The 15,971-nt window shown below is 69.0% G+C and carries 11 protein-coding genes; 2 read left to right on the top strand and 9 right to left on the bottom strand.

The window, feature by feature from the left end:
* The 3 genes from BAY61_RS06745 to BAY61_RS06735 all read right to left on the bottom strand — a co-directional run bounded on the left by BAY61_RS06745 (position 1) and on the right by BAY61_RS06735 (position 5,717).
* Complete coding sequence (locus BAY61_RS06745) at positions 1-774, bottom strand: DUF3239 domain-containing protein (protein WP_338061453.1); 774 nt, start codon at positions 772-774, stop codon at positions 1-3.
* A 461-nt stretch (positions 775-1,235) separates the two neighbouring features.
* Positions 1,236-5,096 (bottom strand): chromosome segregation protein SMC, encoded by a 3,861-nt coding sequence (gene smc / locus BAY61_RS06740; protein ID WP_091799909.1) that lies wholly within the window; start codon positions 5,094-5,096, stop codon positions 1,236-1,238.
* A 333-nt stretch (positions 5,097-5,429) separates the two neighbouring features.
* Positions 5,430-5,717 (bottom strand): acylphosphatase, encoded by a 288-nt coding sequence (locus BAY61_RS06735; protein WP_091799906.1) that lies wholly within the window; start codon positions 5,715-5,717, stop codon positions 5,430-5,432.
* Positions 5,718-5,856: 139 nt separating this feature from the next.
* Between BAY61_RS06735 and BAY61_RS06730 the strand changes: the two genes are divergently transcribed.
* Positions 5,857-6,486 carry a hypothetical protein gene (locus tag BAY61_RS06730; protein ID WP_091799902.1) on the top strand — a complete coding sequence of 210 codons (630 nt, stop codon included), beginning with the start codon at positions 5,857-5,859 and terminating at the stop codon, positions 6,484-6,486.
* A 4-nt stretch (positions 6,487-6,490) separates the two neighbouring features.
* Here the strand turns inward: BAY61_RS06730 and BAY61_RS06725 are convergent, their stop codons facing one another.
* From BAY61_RS06725 to kdpF, 6 genes are read right to left on the bottom strand one after another with little or no spacing between them, the layout of a single operon-like run.
* Positions 6,491-7,183, bottom strand: a complete 693-nt coding sequence (locus tag BAY61_RS06725; RefSeq protein ID WP_091799899.1) for a response regulator — start codon at positions 7,181-7,183, stop codon at positions 6,491-6,493.
* Entirely contained in the window at positions 7,180-9,729 is a 2,550-nt protein-coding gene (locus BAY61_RS06720; RefSeq protein WP_245865877.1) for a DUF4118 domain-containing protein, read from the bottom strand. The genes BAY61_RS06725 and BAY61_RS06720 overlap by 4 nt, the downstream gene beginning before the upstream one ends.
* 18 nt (positions 9,730-9,747) lie before the next feature.
* The gene (locus tag BAY61_RS06715; protein WP_091800815.1) at positions 9,748-10,356 is read right to left on the bottom strand and encodes a potassium-transporting ATPase subunit C; all 609 of its coding nucleotides are present in this window, start codon (positions 10,354-10,356) and stop codon (positions 9,748-9,750) included.
* A gap of 8 nt (positions 10,357-10,364) precedes the next feature.
* Entirely contained in the window at positions 10,365-12,452 is a 2,088-nt protein-coding gene (gene kdpB / locus BAY61_RS06710) for a potassium-transporting ATPase subunit KdpB (RefSeq protein WP_091799893.1), read from the bottom strand.
* Entirely contained in the window at positions 12,449-14,113 is a 1,665-nt protein-coding gene (kdpA, locus tag BAY61_RS06705) for a potassium-transporting ATPase subunit KdpA (RefSeq protein ID WP_091799891.1), read from the bottom strand. The genes kdpB and kdpA overlap by 4 nt, the downstream gene beginning before the upstream one ends.
* Before the next feature lies 1 nt (position 14,114).
* A complete protein-coding gene (kdpF, locus tag BAY61_RS06700) occupies positions 14,115-14,219 on the bottom strand; it encodes a K(+)-transporting ATPase subunit F (protein ID WP_091799888.1) in 105 nt (34 codons plus the stop codon).
* Positions 14,220-14,582: 363 nt separating this feature from the next.
* On the opposite strand from kdpF, the gene BAY61_RS06695 reads away from it, so the two are divergent.
* Positions 14,583-15,887, top strand: a complete 1,305-nt coding sequence (locus BAY61_RS06695) for an ROK family protein (protein ID WP_091799885.1) — start codon at positions 14,583-14,585, stop codon at positions 15,885-15,887.
* Positions 15,888-15,971: the final 84 nt, after the last annotated feature.

Genomic DNA, 15,971 nt, shown 5'->3' with positions numbered 1-15,971 from the left:
TCAGCCCGCCACGCCTGCCGCGACCGAACCGACGAACCTGGCCCTGCCGTCGGCCTGCCATTCGACGGGAACACCGAGCCGGGTCGGCGGCCTTCGCAGCGATTCGTGCAGGTCCTCGTAGTCGATCCGGCCGAGGCGGGTCCACCGTCGGCGGATCTCGGCGACCTTGTCGACGCCGCCGAGCAGTTGCTCCCACTCGGCTTGCGGGACGGCCTTGTTCGCCCTGTCGAGTATCTCGGCGTCGGGGGTCGCCCAGGTCACCGGTGAGGCTTCGAAGCTCCACCAGCGCGGGCTCCATGCTGGCGCGACGAAGCCGTGCATCACGCACGGCACCCACTGCCCCGGTACGAAGGTCGTGTTCTCCCTCGCGGTGAAGGTCACCAGCCGGTAGGCGAACGCGGGCGAGGCGGCGGGATCGCGCGAGGTGTCGCCGAGCACGAGGATCTGGACGGCCGCGTCGGCCTGCTCGACCACGAGGCCGGGGACGAGCTGACCGCCGCGAAACGGTTTACTCGCGCTGCCCGAGAGCACGCCCCTGACCAGCAGGCCGAGGCCGACGATGATGGCGATGACGCCGAGCAGCACCGACCACCACCTGCCGTCGATGCTCGCCCACACGCCCAGTGCGGTGAGCCCGCCGCCGACGACGATCCCGATGGCGAACCACATGACCCGCCGGTAGATGTTCGGACTGCTTTCCTTGAGGTGGGCGGGATCGATCGGGGCGTCGAAGTAGCGTCGCGGGTCGCCCGCGGGCCAGCCGTCCTCAGTCATAGCGGGCATCTTGGCAGAAGCGGCGCCCTAAGGGCACCGGTTGCCGAGATCCAGGTGCCGGGGACGGTGCCCGCGAGTCCCCCGTCCAGGACGTCGAGATCCGCACTCAGGTCACCGAGATCTGCGCTCAGGCCGTCGAGATCCCCGCCCGGCCCGCCGAGATCCGCACTCCGGCGGCCGAGATGCACGGTCGGCACACCAAATCCATCGTCAGGTCGGGCACTGGTGAGATAACCGGGCCGCGATTTCGCTCGGGCGGCTATGCCGGGAACGCCCTGCCCGCGCGGGACCCGAGGCGGTACCCGAACCTGCCGGTCTGGACTGCCGCTCAGGCACCCTTCGCGGAACTCGCCCGCCTGGGCGCGGATCTCGGTGACCTGGGCGTGGATCTCGGTGACCTGAGCGCAGAACTCGCCCGCCTGGGCGTGGAACTCGACGACCTGAGCGCCGGAGCCTCGCGGCTACTCGCGCGGCTCCGGCGCACCAGGCGTCTCTGGTGCCGTAACCGACTCCGGGGCATCCGGGGCATCCGGCTCGGACGCGTCCGGCCCCGTCAACTCAGCCGAACCAGGCGCCTCCGCCGAACCCGCAGACTCCGACTCCGGGACCTCCGCCACCGCGGACATCTCGGGCGCCTCTGGCTCCGGCACCCCCTCGGGGTCCGCGGACACCTCGGGCACCTCGGGCACCGCAGGCGCCTCGGGGTCCGCGGGCACCTTCGGCGTTCGCAACCGCTCGGCTTCGGCCTCGGTGCGCAGCCGCTGCGAGATGACCTTCGTGATGCCGTCGCCCTGCATGCTCACGCCGTACAGCGCGTCGGCGATCTCCATCGTCGGCTTCTGGTGCGTGATGATGATGAGCTGTGAGCTGGCCCGGAGTTGTTCCATCAAGCCGATGAGCCTGCGCATGTTGGTGTCGTCGAGCGCGGCCTCGACCTCGTCCATCACGTAGAACGGCGAGGGCCGCGCCCGGAAGATGGCCACCAGCATGGCAACGGCGACTAGCGACTTCTCCCCACCGGACAGCAGGGAGAGCCGCTTGACCTTCTTGCCGGGTGGCCTTGCCTCGACGTCGACGCCGGTGGTGAGCATGTCGCCCGGCTCGGTGAGGATCATCTTGCCCTCGCCACCGGGGAACAGCACCGAGAACACGATCTCGAACTCGCGCGCCACGTCGTGGTAGGCGCTCTCGAACACCTCCAGGATCTTGTCGTCGACCTCTTTGATGACGGTGAGCAGGTCTTTTCTGGTCGCCTTGAGGTCTTCGAGCTGGGTCGACAGGAACTTGTAGCGTTCTTCCAGCGCCGCGAACTCCTCCAGCGCTAGCGGGTTCACCTTGCCGAGCAGCGAGAGGTCCTTCTCCGCGCGCTTGGCCCTGCGAGCCTGGGTCGCCCTGTCGTAGGGGATGGGCTGCGGCGCCATGACGGTCTCGCCGCGTTCCTTGGCGGCCTCGTATTCGGCGAGTTCGCCCTGACCGGGAGGAACGGGCACCTCGGGGCCGTACTCGGCGACGAGGTCGTCGAGGCCGATGCCGAACTCCTCGGTGATCTTGACTTCGAGCTGTTCCAGCCGGAGCCGCTGCTCGGCACGCTGCACCTCGTCGCGATGGACGACGTCGGTGAGCTTTTCCAGTTCCCCGGTGAGTTCGCGAACCCTTCCGCGAATCTGGGTGAGCGCGGTCTCGCGGTGTTCGCGCCGTGCCTGCGCGGCGTCCCGCTCGCTCGCCGCCCGCTGGAGCGAGTTCTCGATGCGGTCGAGCGCCAGTTCGCCGCCGTTGACGACGGCCGCGGCGATCTCCGCTCCCCTCGCCCTTGCGACCCGCGCCTTTTCGGCACGTTCCCGTGCCTGCCGCTCGGCTTCCGCCGCGCGGCGCAATGCCTCGGCCTTGCCCGCGATTCCGCGCGCCCGCTCTTCGGCGGTGCGCAGGGCAAGTCGTGCGTCGACCTCTTCCTGCCGGACGGCCGACAGCGTTTCCGCTGCCTCGTCGCGTTCGGTGGTGTCGGGGTCGTCGTCGACCGGCTGATCCGACACCGCGGCGAGACGTTCTTCGAGTTCGGCCAGTTTGGCGAGGACGTCGTCCCTGCTCTGCTCGACCTTCGCGCGCTGCCCGCGCAACCGCTCGACCTCCGACATCGCCGAACGCGCGGCGTGCTCAAGGCTGGAGAGACGTTCGGAAGACCGGGCTTTGCGTACTTTGGCTTCGTTGAGCGCTTCCTTGGCCTCGCCGACCTCGGTCCTGCGGTCCTGCTGCGCGGCGCGGGCGCCTTCGAGTTCGGCCGTGGTGCGCTGGAGGCTGCGCTCGGCGGCGCCGAGCCGGTCCTGTGCCTCGTCGACGGCGGCCTGGACCTCGATGACGCTTTCGTCCCTTGCCGATCCGCCCGCCGCCCAATGTCCGCCGAAGACGTCGCCCTCGCTGGTGACGGCGGTGACTCCGGGTTGCGCGGAAACGAGTTCACGGGCCGCTTCGAGGTCGGCGACGACGGCGACCTTGTCGAGTGCCTTCTCGACGGCGGGCCGCAGTGATTCGGGCGAGTTGACGACCTCGCGAGCCCACCTGGCCCCGTGCGGCAACGATGGCCAGTTCGCACTATCCACAGTGGACGACAAGCCGCCGAGCAGGAGACCGGCCCTTCCCGACTCGTTGGCTTTCAGGTAGCGCAGCGCGGCGAGCGCGTCGGCTCCGGCCGCGACCGCCACGGCGTCGGCCACGGGACCGAGCGCGGCGGCGAGTGCGACCTCGTATCCCGCGTCGACGGTGAGCAGCGCGGCGACCGAACCCAATAGTCCAGGCAGGTCGTCGGTGGCGCCGAGCAGCGCGCCCGCGCCGTCCTTGCGCTTGAGGCCCATGGACAGCGCGTCGACTCGCGCCTTTTCCGAGGCGATGTCACGCTCCGCGGCCCGTTCGGCTTTGCTGAGCTCCTCGACCCTTGCCTTGGCCGCGTTGTTGGCCTCGACGGCGCGGTCGTGCCGTTCGCGCAGTCCCGCGTCGTCGGATTCCTCGACTCCGCCTTCGGCTCGTGCCTGTTCGAGTTCTTCCGCGGCGGTTTCCGCGCGGACGGTCGCCTCGTCGATACCGGTGCTGAGCCGGTCGATCTCGTCGGCGGTCGCACCGTTCTTGCTGCGAAGGGCTTCGACCTGGCCGGTCAGTTTGGCGATGCCCTCCCTGCGGTCCGCGATCGCCCTGACGGCGGCGAGGTGTGCGCGTTCGGCAGCCTGCACGGCCTGTTCGAGATGTTCGCGGCGCTCGATGGTGTCCGACAGCAGGGCGCGGGCCTCGGTGACCGCCTCCGCGAGCTCCTCCTCGCGTTCGGCGGCGCTTTCGGCCTCGGCCAGCAGTTCCTCGGGGTCCCTGCCGGAGCCGCCGGTCTCGACGTCCGCCGAAAGGTGCCGCTGCCGTTCGACGGCCAGCCGCACGGTGCCGCGCAGCCGCTCGGCCAGCGCGGAAAGCTTGTACCAGGTGTCCTGCGCGGCGGCCAGCAGCGGCGCGTCCTCGGCGAGCGAGCTTTCCAGCTCGGTCTCCTCCGAGGTGACGAATTCCAGCGCCTGCTCGACCTCGGCACGGCGGGCACGAGCGGCGTTCTCGTCGGCCTCTTCCTTGGCGATGTCGGCTCGCTGGGTGACCAGGTCGTCGCCGAGCAGCCGGAGTCGCGCGTCCCTGAGCTCGGATTGCACGACCTGCGCCTTGCGCGCGATCTCCGCCTGCCTGCCGAGCGGCTTGAGCTGGCGCCGCAATTCGGCGGTGAGGTCGTTGAGGCGGTCGAGGTTGGCCTGCATCGCGGTGAGCTTGCGGACCGCTTTTTCCTTGCGCTTGCGGTGTTTGAGGACACCGGCCGCTTCCTCGATGAAGGCGCGCCGCTCCTCGGGCTTCGACTGGAGGATTTCGGCGAGCTGTCCCTGACCGACGATGACGTGCATCTCGCGGCCGATACCGGAGTCGGACAGCAGTTCCTGGATGTCGAGCAGCCTGCACGAGCTTCCGTTTATCTCGTATTCGCTGGCGCCGTCGCGGAACATGCGCCGGGTGATCGAGACCTCGGTGTAGTCGATGGGCAGCGCGCCGTCCGCGTTGTCGATGGTCAGGGTGACCTCGGCCCTGCCGAGCGGCGCCCTGCCGGCGGTGCCGGCGAAGATGACGTCTTCCATCTTGCCGCCGCGCAGGTCCTTGGCGCCCTGGGTGCCCATCACCCACCGCAGCGCGTCGAGCACGTTCGACTTGCCGGAGCCGTTCGGGCCGACGACACACGTGATGCCCGGCTCGAATCGCAGGGTCGTCGCCGACGCGAAGGACTTGAAGCCTTTGAGCGTCAAGCTTTTCAGGTGCACGCGGAGTTGACCTTTCCCCTACGACTCCCTATTTCCCAGTCGGCCGATGCTACCCGGGGCGCCTCGGCGCCCGTGGGACGCAGGGGTCTGGCGCGCCAGCAGTTCGCACCGGCTGGTGATGCCACAACGGTCACGCCTGTCCCGGCAGCCCCGCCGGAAACATCCCCACCCCCCTTCCGTCACACCGGCCCCGTCACTCACATCTGCCACATTGGCAACACGTGCCACTCCTGTGTGAAGCAAGGGAGCTTTGCTATCGGAATACGGCAGTAAAGCTCCCTTGCTTCGGCCTGGGACCGACCTGGATCGGAGCCGGAGGAGTCCTCGCTCCGGTCAGCGTTCGACGAAGCCGGTGAGACCGCCCTTGGGCTCAGACCAACGCTCCGCGACGTGATCCACTCGACCGGGTGAGCCGCCGGACCGGAGTACCGTCAAGAGCCGCTCACAGTTGGTTCGCGGGCCTTCCGCGACCACCTGCACCCTGCCGTCGGAGAGGTTGGTCGCGCTGCCCGCGAGCCCGAGTTCCAGCGCCCTGCTTCGCGTCCACCAGCGGAAACCGACTCCCTGAACCGCCCCGTGCACCCAAGCTGTGAGTCGGGTCACTTCCGTTGCGTCTGCCACGTGCTCATGGTGCCCCACCGCCGGTGGTCGCGATCAGTTACCTGGCCTCTCGGGGACACTCGCCGTGATCACCCGACGGTGGTACTGTGCCGCGGGTCCGCCAGTCGGGCCCACTTCCGCAACGCCGAAGGAGCCACGCATGGCCCACGAACCAGGGTCAGGAGAACGCGCCGAGGTCGCCCCGCCCCGCGAATCGACAGGGAGCGGGAAGTTGCAGCGCACCGGCTATCTGGCGCTGGCAGCGAGCGGGCTGGTGCTGGCCACCGCCTTCGGCGCGGTCGCCCAGATCACCGGCGGCACCGGCGAGGCGGAATCCCGCACCACCGCCAACGACAGCTACGACCAGGGCGGCAGGCAACTCGTGCCCGGCCAGGCCGTTCCAGGCGAGACCACGGTCATGATCGACGGAGTCGCGGTGACCGGCACATTGCCGCCGTCGACCACGTCGCCGACCACCGTCGTGCGGGTCGGGCCCGACGGTCACTCCACGACGACCGTGGTGACCCCCTCACGGTCGTCTTCGTCCTCGTCGTCTTCCCAGTCCAGGTCGGACTCGCACACCCCTGGGCCGACCGGCAGCAGCTCCGAACTGCCACCCACCAGCACCACGGACCCGACAACCCCGCCGCCCAGCACGTCGGACCCGACTGATCCGAGCGAACCCACCGACCCGCCGACGGATCCCACGGACCCGACCGACCCGCCTTCGAGCGACGACGGCGCACCCACGAGCGGCGCGAGCGGAACCAGCAGCACCGACCCGTCCTGACCGCTCATGGTTCGAACCGGTACCCCATTCCCGGTTCGGTGAGCAGGTGCCGCGGCCTGGACGGCTCGGCTTCGAGCTTGCGGCGCAACTGCGCGACATACACCCGCAGGTAGTGGGATTCGGTGTCGTAGTTGGGCCCCCACACCTCGTGCAGCAACTGCTTCTGCGTCACCAGCCGCCCCCTGTTGCGCACGAGCAGTTCCAGCAGCCGCCATTCGGTCTTGGTGAGATGTACTTCCGCGCCGTCGCGCTTGGCCTTCTTGGCCGCCAGGTCGATGAGCAATGACGGCGTCTCCACCACCGCGTCCGACTCCGATGTGGACACCCCGGACCTTCGCACCGCCGCCCTGAGCCGCGCCAGCAGTTCGTCCATCCCGAACGGTTTGGTGACGTAGTCGTCCGCGCCCGCGTCCAGCGCGTGCACCTTGTCGGTCGAGTCGTCCCTGGCCGACAGCACGATGATCGGCACCTGCGTCCAGCCCCTGAGGCCGTTGATCACGTCGGTGCCGTCCATGTCGGGCAAACCGAGATCGAGCACGACGACGTCGGGCTTGGTCTCGGCGACCGCCTTGAGCGCGGCGGTGCCGTCGTGCGCGGTCACCACCCGGTAGCCACGGGCCGAAAGGTTGATCCTCAGCGCCCTCGCGATCTGCGGGTCGTCGTCGACCACGAGCACCGTGCTGGATTCCGCCGTCATGAATTCGCTCCGCTCTCGGCAGGAAGGGAGATGACGACGGTGAGCCCGCCGCCAGGAGTGTCCTCGGCGCGGATCGTGCCACCCATCGCCTCGGTGAACCCGCGCGCCACCGACAGTCCGAGCCCGATGCCGGGAACGGCCTCGCGGTCGCCGAGCCGCTGGAACGGCACGAACGCCGAATCGGCCTTGCCCTTCGGCAGGCCGGGTCCGTTGTCGACGACCCTCAGCTCGACATGGCTGGCGTAGGTGCTCGCCCTGACAGCGACCGCGCCTCCCCTCGCGCCGTGCCGCAAGGCGTTGTCGATGACGTTGGCCACCACCCGCTCCAGCAGTCCCGGATCGGCCGACACCCACGGCAGTTCCTCAGGCACATCGACGATCACCGAGGCCGATCCGTCCAGGTTGGACAGAGCGCGGGCGACGATCTCGTCGTAGCCGACGGGCTGCATGTGGGGGCGGACGGCGCCCGTCGCCAGCCGCGACGAGTCGAGCAGGTTGTCGACGAGACCGGCGAGCCGGTCGGTGGACAGCTCGATGGTCTCCAGCAGCTCGCTCGTGTCCTGGGCCGACAGCGCGAGATCGGGTGCGCGCAGGCTGCTGATCGACGCTTTGATCGACGTCAGCGGGGTCCGCAGATCGTGCCCGACGGCGGAGAGCAGCGCGGTGCGCAGTTCGGTGGTGTGCGCTTTGCGTTCGGCCGCCGCCGCGGCGGCGGCCATGCGCTGCTGGCGCAACGCGAGCAGCGCCTGCCCAGCCGCGGCTTCGAGCAGTCCCCTGTCCGCGGCGGGCAACGACCTGCCGCGCAGGGTCAGGTGGACCTCGGCGGTGACCGGGATGTCGACGTCAGCCTCCTCCGGATCGGCGCAGCGCTCGGCACCGGCCTGGGCGACCCTGCGCCACTGCCCGCCATGGCGTTCCATGAGCCCCACCGAGACCTGACCGAAGTTCTCTCTCACCTTTTCCAGCAACCGGTCGAGCGGCTCGGGGTTGGCCAGCACGGTGCGCGCGTAGGAGGCCAGCAGCGAAGCCTCGGTGCGCGCCCTGGCAGCCAGGCTGGCCCTTGTCGCCGCCGACCCGACCACGAGCGCCACGAGCACCGCGACCACGAGCATCACGACGAGGGTCACGATTACGCGCGGCGAGGACACCGCCAGCGAGTACAGCGGCGCCGTGAAGAAGAAGTTCAGCAGTCCCGCCGCGAGAAACGCGGTGAGCAGCGCGGGGCCGAGACCGCCGACCAGCGCCACGATCACGGTCGTGAGGAAGTAGACGAGTATTTCGGTGGAGAAGTCGAACCCGTCGCGCAGCACCAGCCCGATCCCGGTGGCGAGCACCGGAAGCACCACCGCGAGCGCCCAGCCGCTTCGCACCCTCGACGTGCTGAGCGGGCTGTGCGCCAGGCGGGCCCTGAGCCTGCCGCCCGCCTCGGCGTGGGTGACCATGTGCACGTCGATGGGGCCAGAGCGCTGCACGACGGTCGCGCCGATGCCCTCGTCGAACAGCCGGGCGACGCGCGAGCGCCGCGAGGTGCCGAGTACGAGCTGGGTCGCGTTGACCCCCCTTGCGAAATCGAGCAGCGCGGTGGGCACGTCGTCGCCGACGACGGTGTGGAAGGTGGCGCCGACGTCGTCGGCGACCTTGCGGTATCGGCCGGCGGCGACGGGCCCGAGTCCGGCGAGCCCGTCACCGCGCAGCACGTGCAGCACGAGCAGTTCGGCTCCCGCCCGGGTCGCGATGCGCCTGGCTCTCCTGATCAGCGTTTCGCTTTCCGCGCCACCCGTGATGGCGACGACCACTCTTTCCCTTGTCTCCCAGGTGTCGGTGATGTCCTTTTCGGCCCTGTACCGCTGGAGCGCGACGTCGACCTGGTCGGCGACCCACAGCAGGGCCAGTTCGCGCAGCGCGGTGAGGTTGCCGAGCCGGAAGTAGTTGCCGAGCGCGGCGTCGATGCGCTCGGCGGGGTACACGTTCCCGTGAGCGAGCCGCCTTCGCAGCGCCTCCGGCGTGATGTCCACCAGCTCGACCTGCTCGGCCCTTCGCACGACCTCGTCGGGCACGGTTTCCCGCTGCCGCACACCGGTGATGCGCTCGACGACGTCGTTGAGGCTGTCGAGATGCTGCACGTTGACGGTGGTGAGCACGGTGATGCCCGCTTCGAGCAGTTCCTCGACGTCCTGCCAGCGTTTCTCGTTGCGGGAACCGGGAACGTTGGTGTGCGCGAGTTCGTCGACGATGGCGACCTCGGGTTTGCGGGACAGCACCGCGTCGACGTCCATCTCCGTGAACTCGCTACCCCTGTGCACGAGCCGCCGTCTCGGCATCACCTCAAGCCCGGCCAACAGAGCGGCTGTCTTGTCCCTTCCGTGGGTTTCGACGTACCCGAGTACGACGTCGGTGCCCCGGTCGAGCCTGCGGTGCGCCTCGCCGAGCATCGCGTACGTCTTGCCAACACCCGGCGCCGCGCCGAGGTAGATGCGCAGCTCTCCCCTGCGCGGCGCGGTGTCGTGCGCGGCGGAGTCGTCGTCGAGGCCATCCACATCGTCCACGTCCCTCAGTGTGCGCCTCTAACCCCGTGCCGAGGCGCGCACGGCCAGGTTGAGTTCCAGCACGTTGACCGAGGCGATTCCGATGCCCTGCGTTTCGGTTGCCGCGCGAACGAGGCCCCTCACCAGTGCCGGGTCCAGTCCGTTGTTGCGGGCGACCCTGGGGACCTGCAATTCGGCGTAGGCGGTGCTGATGCCGGGGTCGACGCCCGAGGCCGACGCGGTCACCGCCTCGGGTGGCACGGCGCCGGGCTCGACGCCCTCTCGCGCGGCGATGCGCTCTTTGCGCTGCCCGACCAGCTCCACTTGCTCCGGATTGACAGCCGACTTGTTGGAACCACCCGAGGTGGCCGGATCGCCCTGGCCGAGCGGGGTGTCCGCGCTCGCCGACGGTCGCGTGTGGAACCACGGGTCCGCGGAAGGCGGGCCGGTGAACACGGGATCGACGCCGATCAGAGCCGAACCTGCCGCCGCACCGCGGTATTCGACGAGCGAGCCCTCCGCGTTGTGCGCAAGCCCCGGTATCCGGGACACCGCCCACACGCCGAGCGGGTAGAGCACACCGAGCAGCACCGTGAACACCAGCAGCACGCGCAGCGCGGCCGACGTCTGAGCGAAAAGGGACTTGATCACGATGGTCACCCGATTCCCGGGATGAGGCGGACGAGCAGGTCGATCAACCAGATTCCGGCGAACGGTGCCACGACACCGCCGAGCCCGTAGACGAGCAGATTGCGGCGCAGCAACCCGGACGCCGTCGTCGGCGTGTACCTGACCCCGCGCAGGGCAAGCGGGATCAGCGCCACGATGATCAGCGCGTTGAAGATCACCGCCGACAGGATCGCCGACTGCGGTGTCGCGAGCCGCATGATGTTGAGCGCGCCGAGCTGCGGGTGGATGGCCAGGAACATCGCGGGCAGGATCGCGAAGTACTTCGCGAGGTCGTTGGCGATGCTGAACGTGGTCAGCGCGCCCCTCGTGATCAGCAGTTGCTTTCCGATGGCGACGATCTCGATGAGCTTCGTGGGATCGGAGTCGAGGTCGACCATGTTCCCGGCTTCCTTGGCGGCCGAGGTTCCCGTGTTCATGGCGACCCCGACGTCGGAGGCGGCGAGCGCGGGCGCGTCGTTGGTGCCGTCGCCGGTCATGGCGACGAGCCTGCCGCCTTCCTGTTCCCTGTGGATGAGCGCCATCTTGTCCTCTGGCTTCGCCTCGGCGAGGTAGTCGTCGACTCCGGCTTCGGAGGCGATGGCCTTGGCGGTCAGCGGATTGTCGCCGGTGATCATGACGGTCCTGATGCCCATCTCGCGCAATCGCGCGAAGCGCTCCCTCATGCCCGGTTTGACCACATCGGACAGTTGGATCACCCCGTGCGTGACGATGCCGGAACCGGTGTCCTCCACGACGACCAGCGGGGTTCCGCCGCGCCGCGCGATGTCGTCCGTGACGCGCGTGATGCCCTCCGGCAGGGTGGCCCGGTGTTCTCGCGCCCACGCGCGAACGGCGTCGGTGGCGCCCTTGCGGACCCGCCGCGACCCGATGTCGATACCGCTCATCCTGGTGCGCGCCGTGAACGGCACCGCGTCGCCGTGAGCCGGGTCCGCCTGGATGCCGGGGTGTTCCTTCTCGGCCAGTTCGACGATGCTGCGCCCCTCCGGGGTCGGGTCGGCGAGGCTGGCCAGCCTCGCCGCGGCGGCGAGACTTTCCCCCGTCGCCCCCTCGGCGGGGATGAACGCGGTCGCCGCCCTGTTTCCGAAGGTGATGGTGCCGGTCTTGTCGAGCAGCAACGTCGACACGTCGCCCGCTGCCTCGACGGCCTTTCCCGACGTCGCCAGCACGTTGCGTTGCACGAGCCGGTCCATGCCCGCGATCCCAATGGCCGAAAGCAGCGCGCCGATCGTGGTCGGGATGAGGCACACCAGCAACGCCGTCAGCACGACCACCGATTGCGTGCTTCCCGAATAGCCTGCCATGGGCTGGAGCGCGACCACGGCGAGCAGGAAGATGATCGTCAGCGTCGACAGCAGGATGGTCAGCGCGACCTCGTTGGGCGTCTTCTGCCTCGACGCGCCCTCGACCAAGGCGATCATCCGATCCACAAAGGATTCACCTGGCTTGCTGGTGATGCGAACGACGACGCGGTCGGACAGCACGGTGGTGCCGCCGGTGACCGCCGACCGGTCGCCGCCGGACTCCCTGATCACCGGAGCGGACTCACCGGTGACGGCCGATTCGTCGACGGTGGCGATGCCCTCGACGATGTCTCCGTCGCCGGGGACGAGCATGCCCGCCTCGACGAGCACCCGGTCACCTGGCCGCAGCGAGGTGCCCGGCACCTCCTCCCGCTGCCCTCCTTCGAGCAGCCTGATGGCGACGGTCTCCCTTGTGGTCCTGCGCAGGCTTTCCGCCTGCGCCTTGCCCCTTCCTTCCGCGACGGCCTCCGCGAGGCTCGCGAACAGCACCGTGAACCACAGCCACGCCGCGATGAGAATGGTGAACGTGGAAGGGTCTGCGATCGCGAACACGGTCACCAGCACCGAGCCCGCCCAGACCACGAACATCACCGGGTTGCGGATCTGGTGCCGGGGATCGAGTTTGCGCAGCGCGCCGGGCAGCGAGGTCAGCAGTCCACGCGCGTCGAAAACCCCCGCACCCACCCTGCCCGCGTTCTGGGCGTGGTGCAGGGCCGTCTCCTCAGCCGTGCGCGCACGGGTCGTACTTGTCATGCGAGTGCCTCCGCGATGGGACCGAGGGCCAGCGCAGGGACGAACGTCAGCGCGGCGACGAGCAGGACGGTGCCGCCGAGCAGCGATCCGAACAGCGGACCCGTCGTCGGCAACGTGCCAGGGGTTTCGGGGATCTTCTTCTGTGCGGCGAGACAGCCCGCGAGGCACAGCACCGCGACGATGGGGACGAACCTGCCGAACAACATCGCCATGCCCAATGAGGACTGGAACCAGTCGCTCGTCACGGTGAGCCCCGCGAAGGCGCTGCCGTTGTTGTTGCCAGCCGAGGCATAGGCATAGAGCACTTCGGACAGACCGTGCGGGCCGGTGTTGGCAAGCGCCGCGGTCACCTCGCCCGGGATGAGCAGGGCGCCCGCCGTACCGAGCAGCACCACCACGGGCATGGCGAGGATCGAGATCGCGGCGCAGGTGACCTCGCGCCTTCCCAGTTTCTTGCCGAGGTATTCCGGTGTCCTGCCGACCATGAGCCCGGCGAGGAACATCGCGATGATCGCGAGTACGAGCAGGCCGTACAGTCCCGACCCCACTCCGCCCGGAGCGACCTCGCCGAAAAGCATGTTGAGCATCGCCATGCCACCGCCGAGCCCGCTGAAGCTGTCGTGCATGGAGTTGACGGCGCCGGTGGACGTTCCGGTGGTGCTCGCGGCGAACAGCGAGGACAGCCCGATGCCGAACCGCTGTTCCTTTCCCTCCATTCCCGCGCCGGCAAGTAGCGCGGCGGGACCGGTGGGGTGCGTTTCGGCCCACCAGATCACCGCGAGCACGAGTGCCCACAGCACCGCCATCACCGAAAGCAGGGTGTAGCCCTGTTTCCGGTTGCCGACCATGGTGCCGAAGGTCCTCGTCAGCGACACCGGGATGACGAGCAGCAGGAAGTTGCTCAGCAGGTTCGCCCACACGCCGGGGTTCTCGAACGGGTGCGCCGAATTGGCGTTGAAGATCCCGCCGCCGTTGGTGCCGAGCAATTTGATGGCTTCCTGGCTCGCGGCGGGAGCGAGCGGGATCGTGCTTCGCGTCCCGTCGGGATTGGCGACGGTGACCCCCGATCGCAAGCTCTGCACGACGCCGAGTGCCACGAACAACACGGCGGCGACCGCGGCAAGTGGCAGCAGCACGCGCACGGTCACTCTCGTCAGGTCGACCCAGAAGTTGCCGAGCCGGTCGGTGCGCCCGCGCACGAACCCCCTGATGAGCACGATCGCGACCGAGATGCCCACGGCCGCGGAGAGGAAATTCTGCACGGTGAGCCCTGCCATGGAGACGGTGTGCCCCATGACGACTTCGCCCGAGTAGGACTGCCAGTTGGTGTTGGTGACGAAGCTGACCGCCGTGTTGAAGGCGATCCCCGGTTCGACCGCGCCCCTACCGAAGCCGAGCGGCAACACCGCTTGCAGGCGTTGCAGCAGGTACAGGAACGCGATCGACACGAACGAGAACGCCAGCACCGACACCGCGTAGCCGCTCCAGCGCTGCCGTGAGGACGGATCGACGCGGAAGACGCGGTACAGCGCCTTCTCGACGCGAAGGTGGCGCTGCCCGGTGAACACGCGCGCCAGGTGGTCGCCGAGCGGGCGGTAGGCGGCGGCCAGCGCGAGTACGAGCAGGCCGACCTGGATCAGACCTGCCGAGAAGTCGGTCATCTCAGAACTTCTCCGGCCTGACGAGCGCGATCACCAGGTAGCCGATCAGGGCGAGCGCGAGAACCCCGGCGACCACGTTCGCGGCGGTGCCGAGCCCGCCGCTCACAACTTCTCCAGTCCGCGCACGACGAGCGTAAGGACGACGAACCCGCCGAAGAGCAGGGCGAGATACAGAAGATCGGCCACTGTGCACCTTTCCCGGAGGGGTCACCTATTCCGGTGACCCTTGACCGGGCATCAGCCTTGCCGCTCGCGACGTGGTTCTCCGGGGCCCTTATGGCTCCCTGATGGCCGCTGACCTGCTGTTAACACTGTCTTGACGCTGCGGTGAACGGGATCACGGACGCGTGTGCGAGGGTCAGCCCCCTCGCGAGCTTCGGCTTTCGATCTTGAGGCTAATGTCTGAGATGAACAGAAGTTTCGCGATATCCGGTATATGATGTGAGCTACTACACAGAAGGGGGTTTCCGTGGAGGAGCCGAGTACCGAACTGCTGGAGAGCTACAGCAGGCTCCTCGACCTGGTGCGGACCGGCGACGCCGACACCCGGCCCGCGCTCAGCGCGCGAACGGGCCTCGGCCGCACCGCCATCACGCAACGCACGACCACGCTGCTCGACGCGGGCCTGCTCGAAGAGGGCGAGCTGAACCCTTCGACGGGAGGAAGGCAGGCGAGGACGCTGCGCTTCCGCAAGGACGCGGGCCGCATCCTCACCGCCGAACTCGGCGCGACCAGCTTCATCGCGGGCGTCACCGACCTGATGGGCACCGTGCTCACCATGCGGCACAGGGACTGCGACATCGCGGACGGGCCGGAGCCGGTGCTCGCCGAGGTCGAGGCCACCCTCGACGAACTGCTCGCCGAGGTGGGCGGTGGCGAGGTGTGGGGCGTCGGCCTCGGGTTGCCGGGACCGGTCGAGTTCGCGACGGCCCGCCCCTCGGAGCCGCCGATCATGCCCGGCTGGAACAACTACGCCGTCCGCGACCGGCTCGCCACCCGCTACCGCGCGCCGGTGTGGGTCGACAACGAGGTGAACCTGCTGTGCCTCGGCGAGCTGCGGACCCCCGGACTGCCCATCGGCAAGGGCGACCTGCTCTACATCAAGATCGGCACCGGAATAGGAGCCGGGATCAGCAACGCGGGCAGGCTCCACCGGGGAGCACAGGGCTGCGCGGGCGACATCGGGCACGCGGCCGTCTCCGACGACGGCGGTGTGGTGTGCCGCTGCGGCAAGACCGGCTGCCTTGAAGCACTGGCGGGCGGGGCCGCGCTGGCGAGGGACGGCGATCAGCTCGCCAGGTCAGGCGCGAGCACGACGCTGGCCGCCGCTCTCGACGCGCACGGCGTCGTCACCGGCGAGGACGTCACGGCGGCGGCGAGAGCGGGAGATCACCACTCGGTCCAGTTGCTCGTGCAGGCAGGCCGCAGGATCGGCGCGATGCTCGCGACGATGGTCAACTTCTACAACCCCTCGATCATCCTGCTCGGCGGCAAGGTCTCCGGCGCGGGCGACCTGTTCCTCGCCACCATCCGCGAGACGATCTACCGCAGGTCACTGCCCCTTTCGACGCGTGAACTGCGCATCGAGCGGGCCCGGCTCGGCGAGGAGGGCGGGCTGATCGGCGCGGCCTACATGGTCCTCGACGAGTTGTTCTCCGTCCGGCACTTCGGCCAGTGGCTTCCGGCGGGCTCGCCGAGCGGCATGCCGCACATGCACAGCGCCAACGGTGTCATCCGATCGGCGCAAGCCCCGCAAGCTGAGAAGCTGCTGTGAATTTTCCCGAACCGGGCACTGATCAACCGCGATTGAGCGTTGAACGGACTGACAGACCGTCCGGTTTCGCCCATGAGGTGAGAA

Origin of the sequence: Prauserella marina (genome assembly GCF_002240355.1) — a bacterium.
GTDB lineage: Bacteria > Actinomycetota > Actinomycetes > Mycobacteriales > Pseudonocardiaceae > Prauserella_A > Prauserella_A marina.
This window is presented reverse-complemented; position numbering and strand designations above follow the sequence as displayed.

Coding starts and splice junctions, on each gene's coding strand:
- BAY61_RS06725 (WP_091799899.1), bottom strand. CDS start 7,183: ATGACGGCGGAATCCAGCACGGTGCTCGTGGTCGACGACGACCCGCAG.
- BAY61_RS06730 (WP_091799902.1), top strand. CDS start 5,857: ATGGCCCACGAACCAGGGTCAGGAGAACGCGCCGAGGTCGCCCCGCCC.
- kdpB (WP_091799893.1), bottom strand. CDS start 12,452: ATGACAAGTACGACCCGTGCGCGCACGGCTGAGGAGACGGCCCTGCAC.
- kdpA (WP_091799891.1), bottom strand. CDS start 14,113: ATGACCGACTTCTCGGCAGGTCTGATCCAGGTCGGCCTGCTCGTACTC.
- BAY61_RS06745 (WP_338061453.1), bottom strand. CDS start 774: ATGACTGAGGACGGCTGGCCCGCGGGCGACCCGCGACGCTACTTCGAC.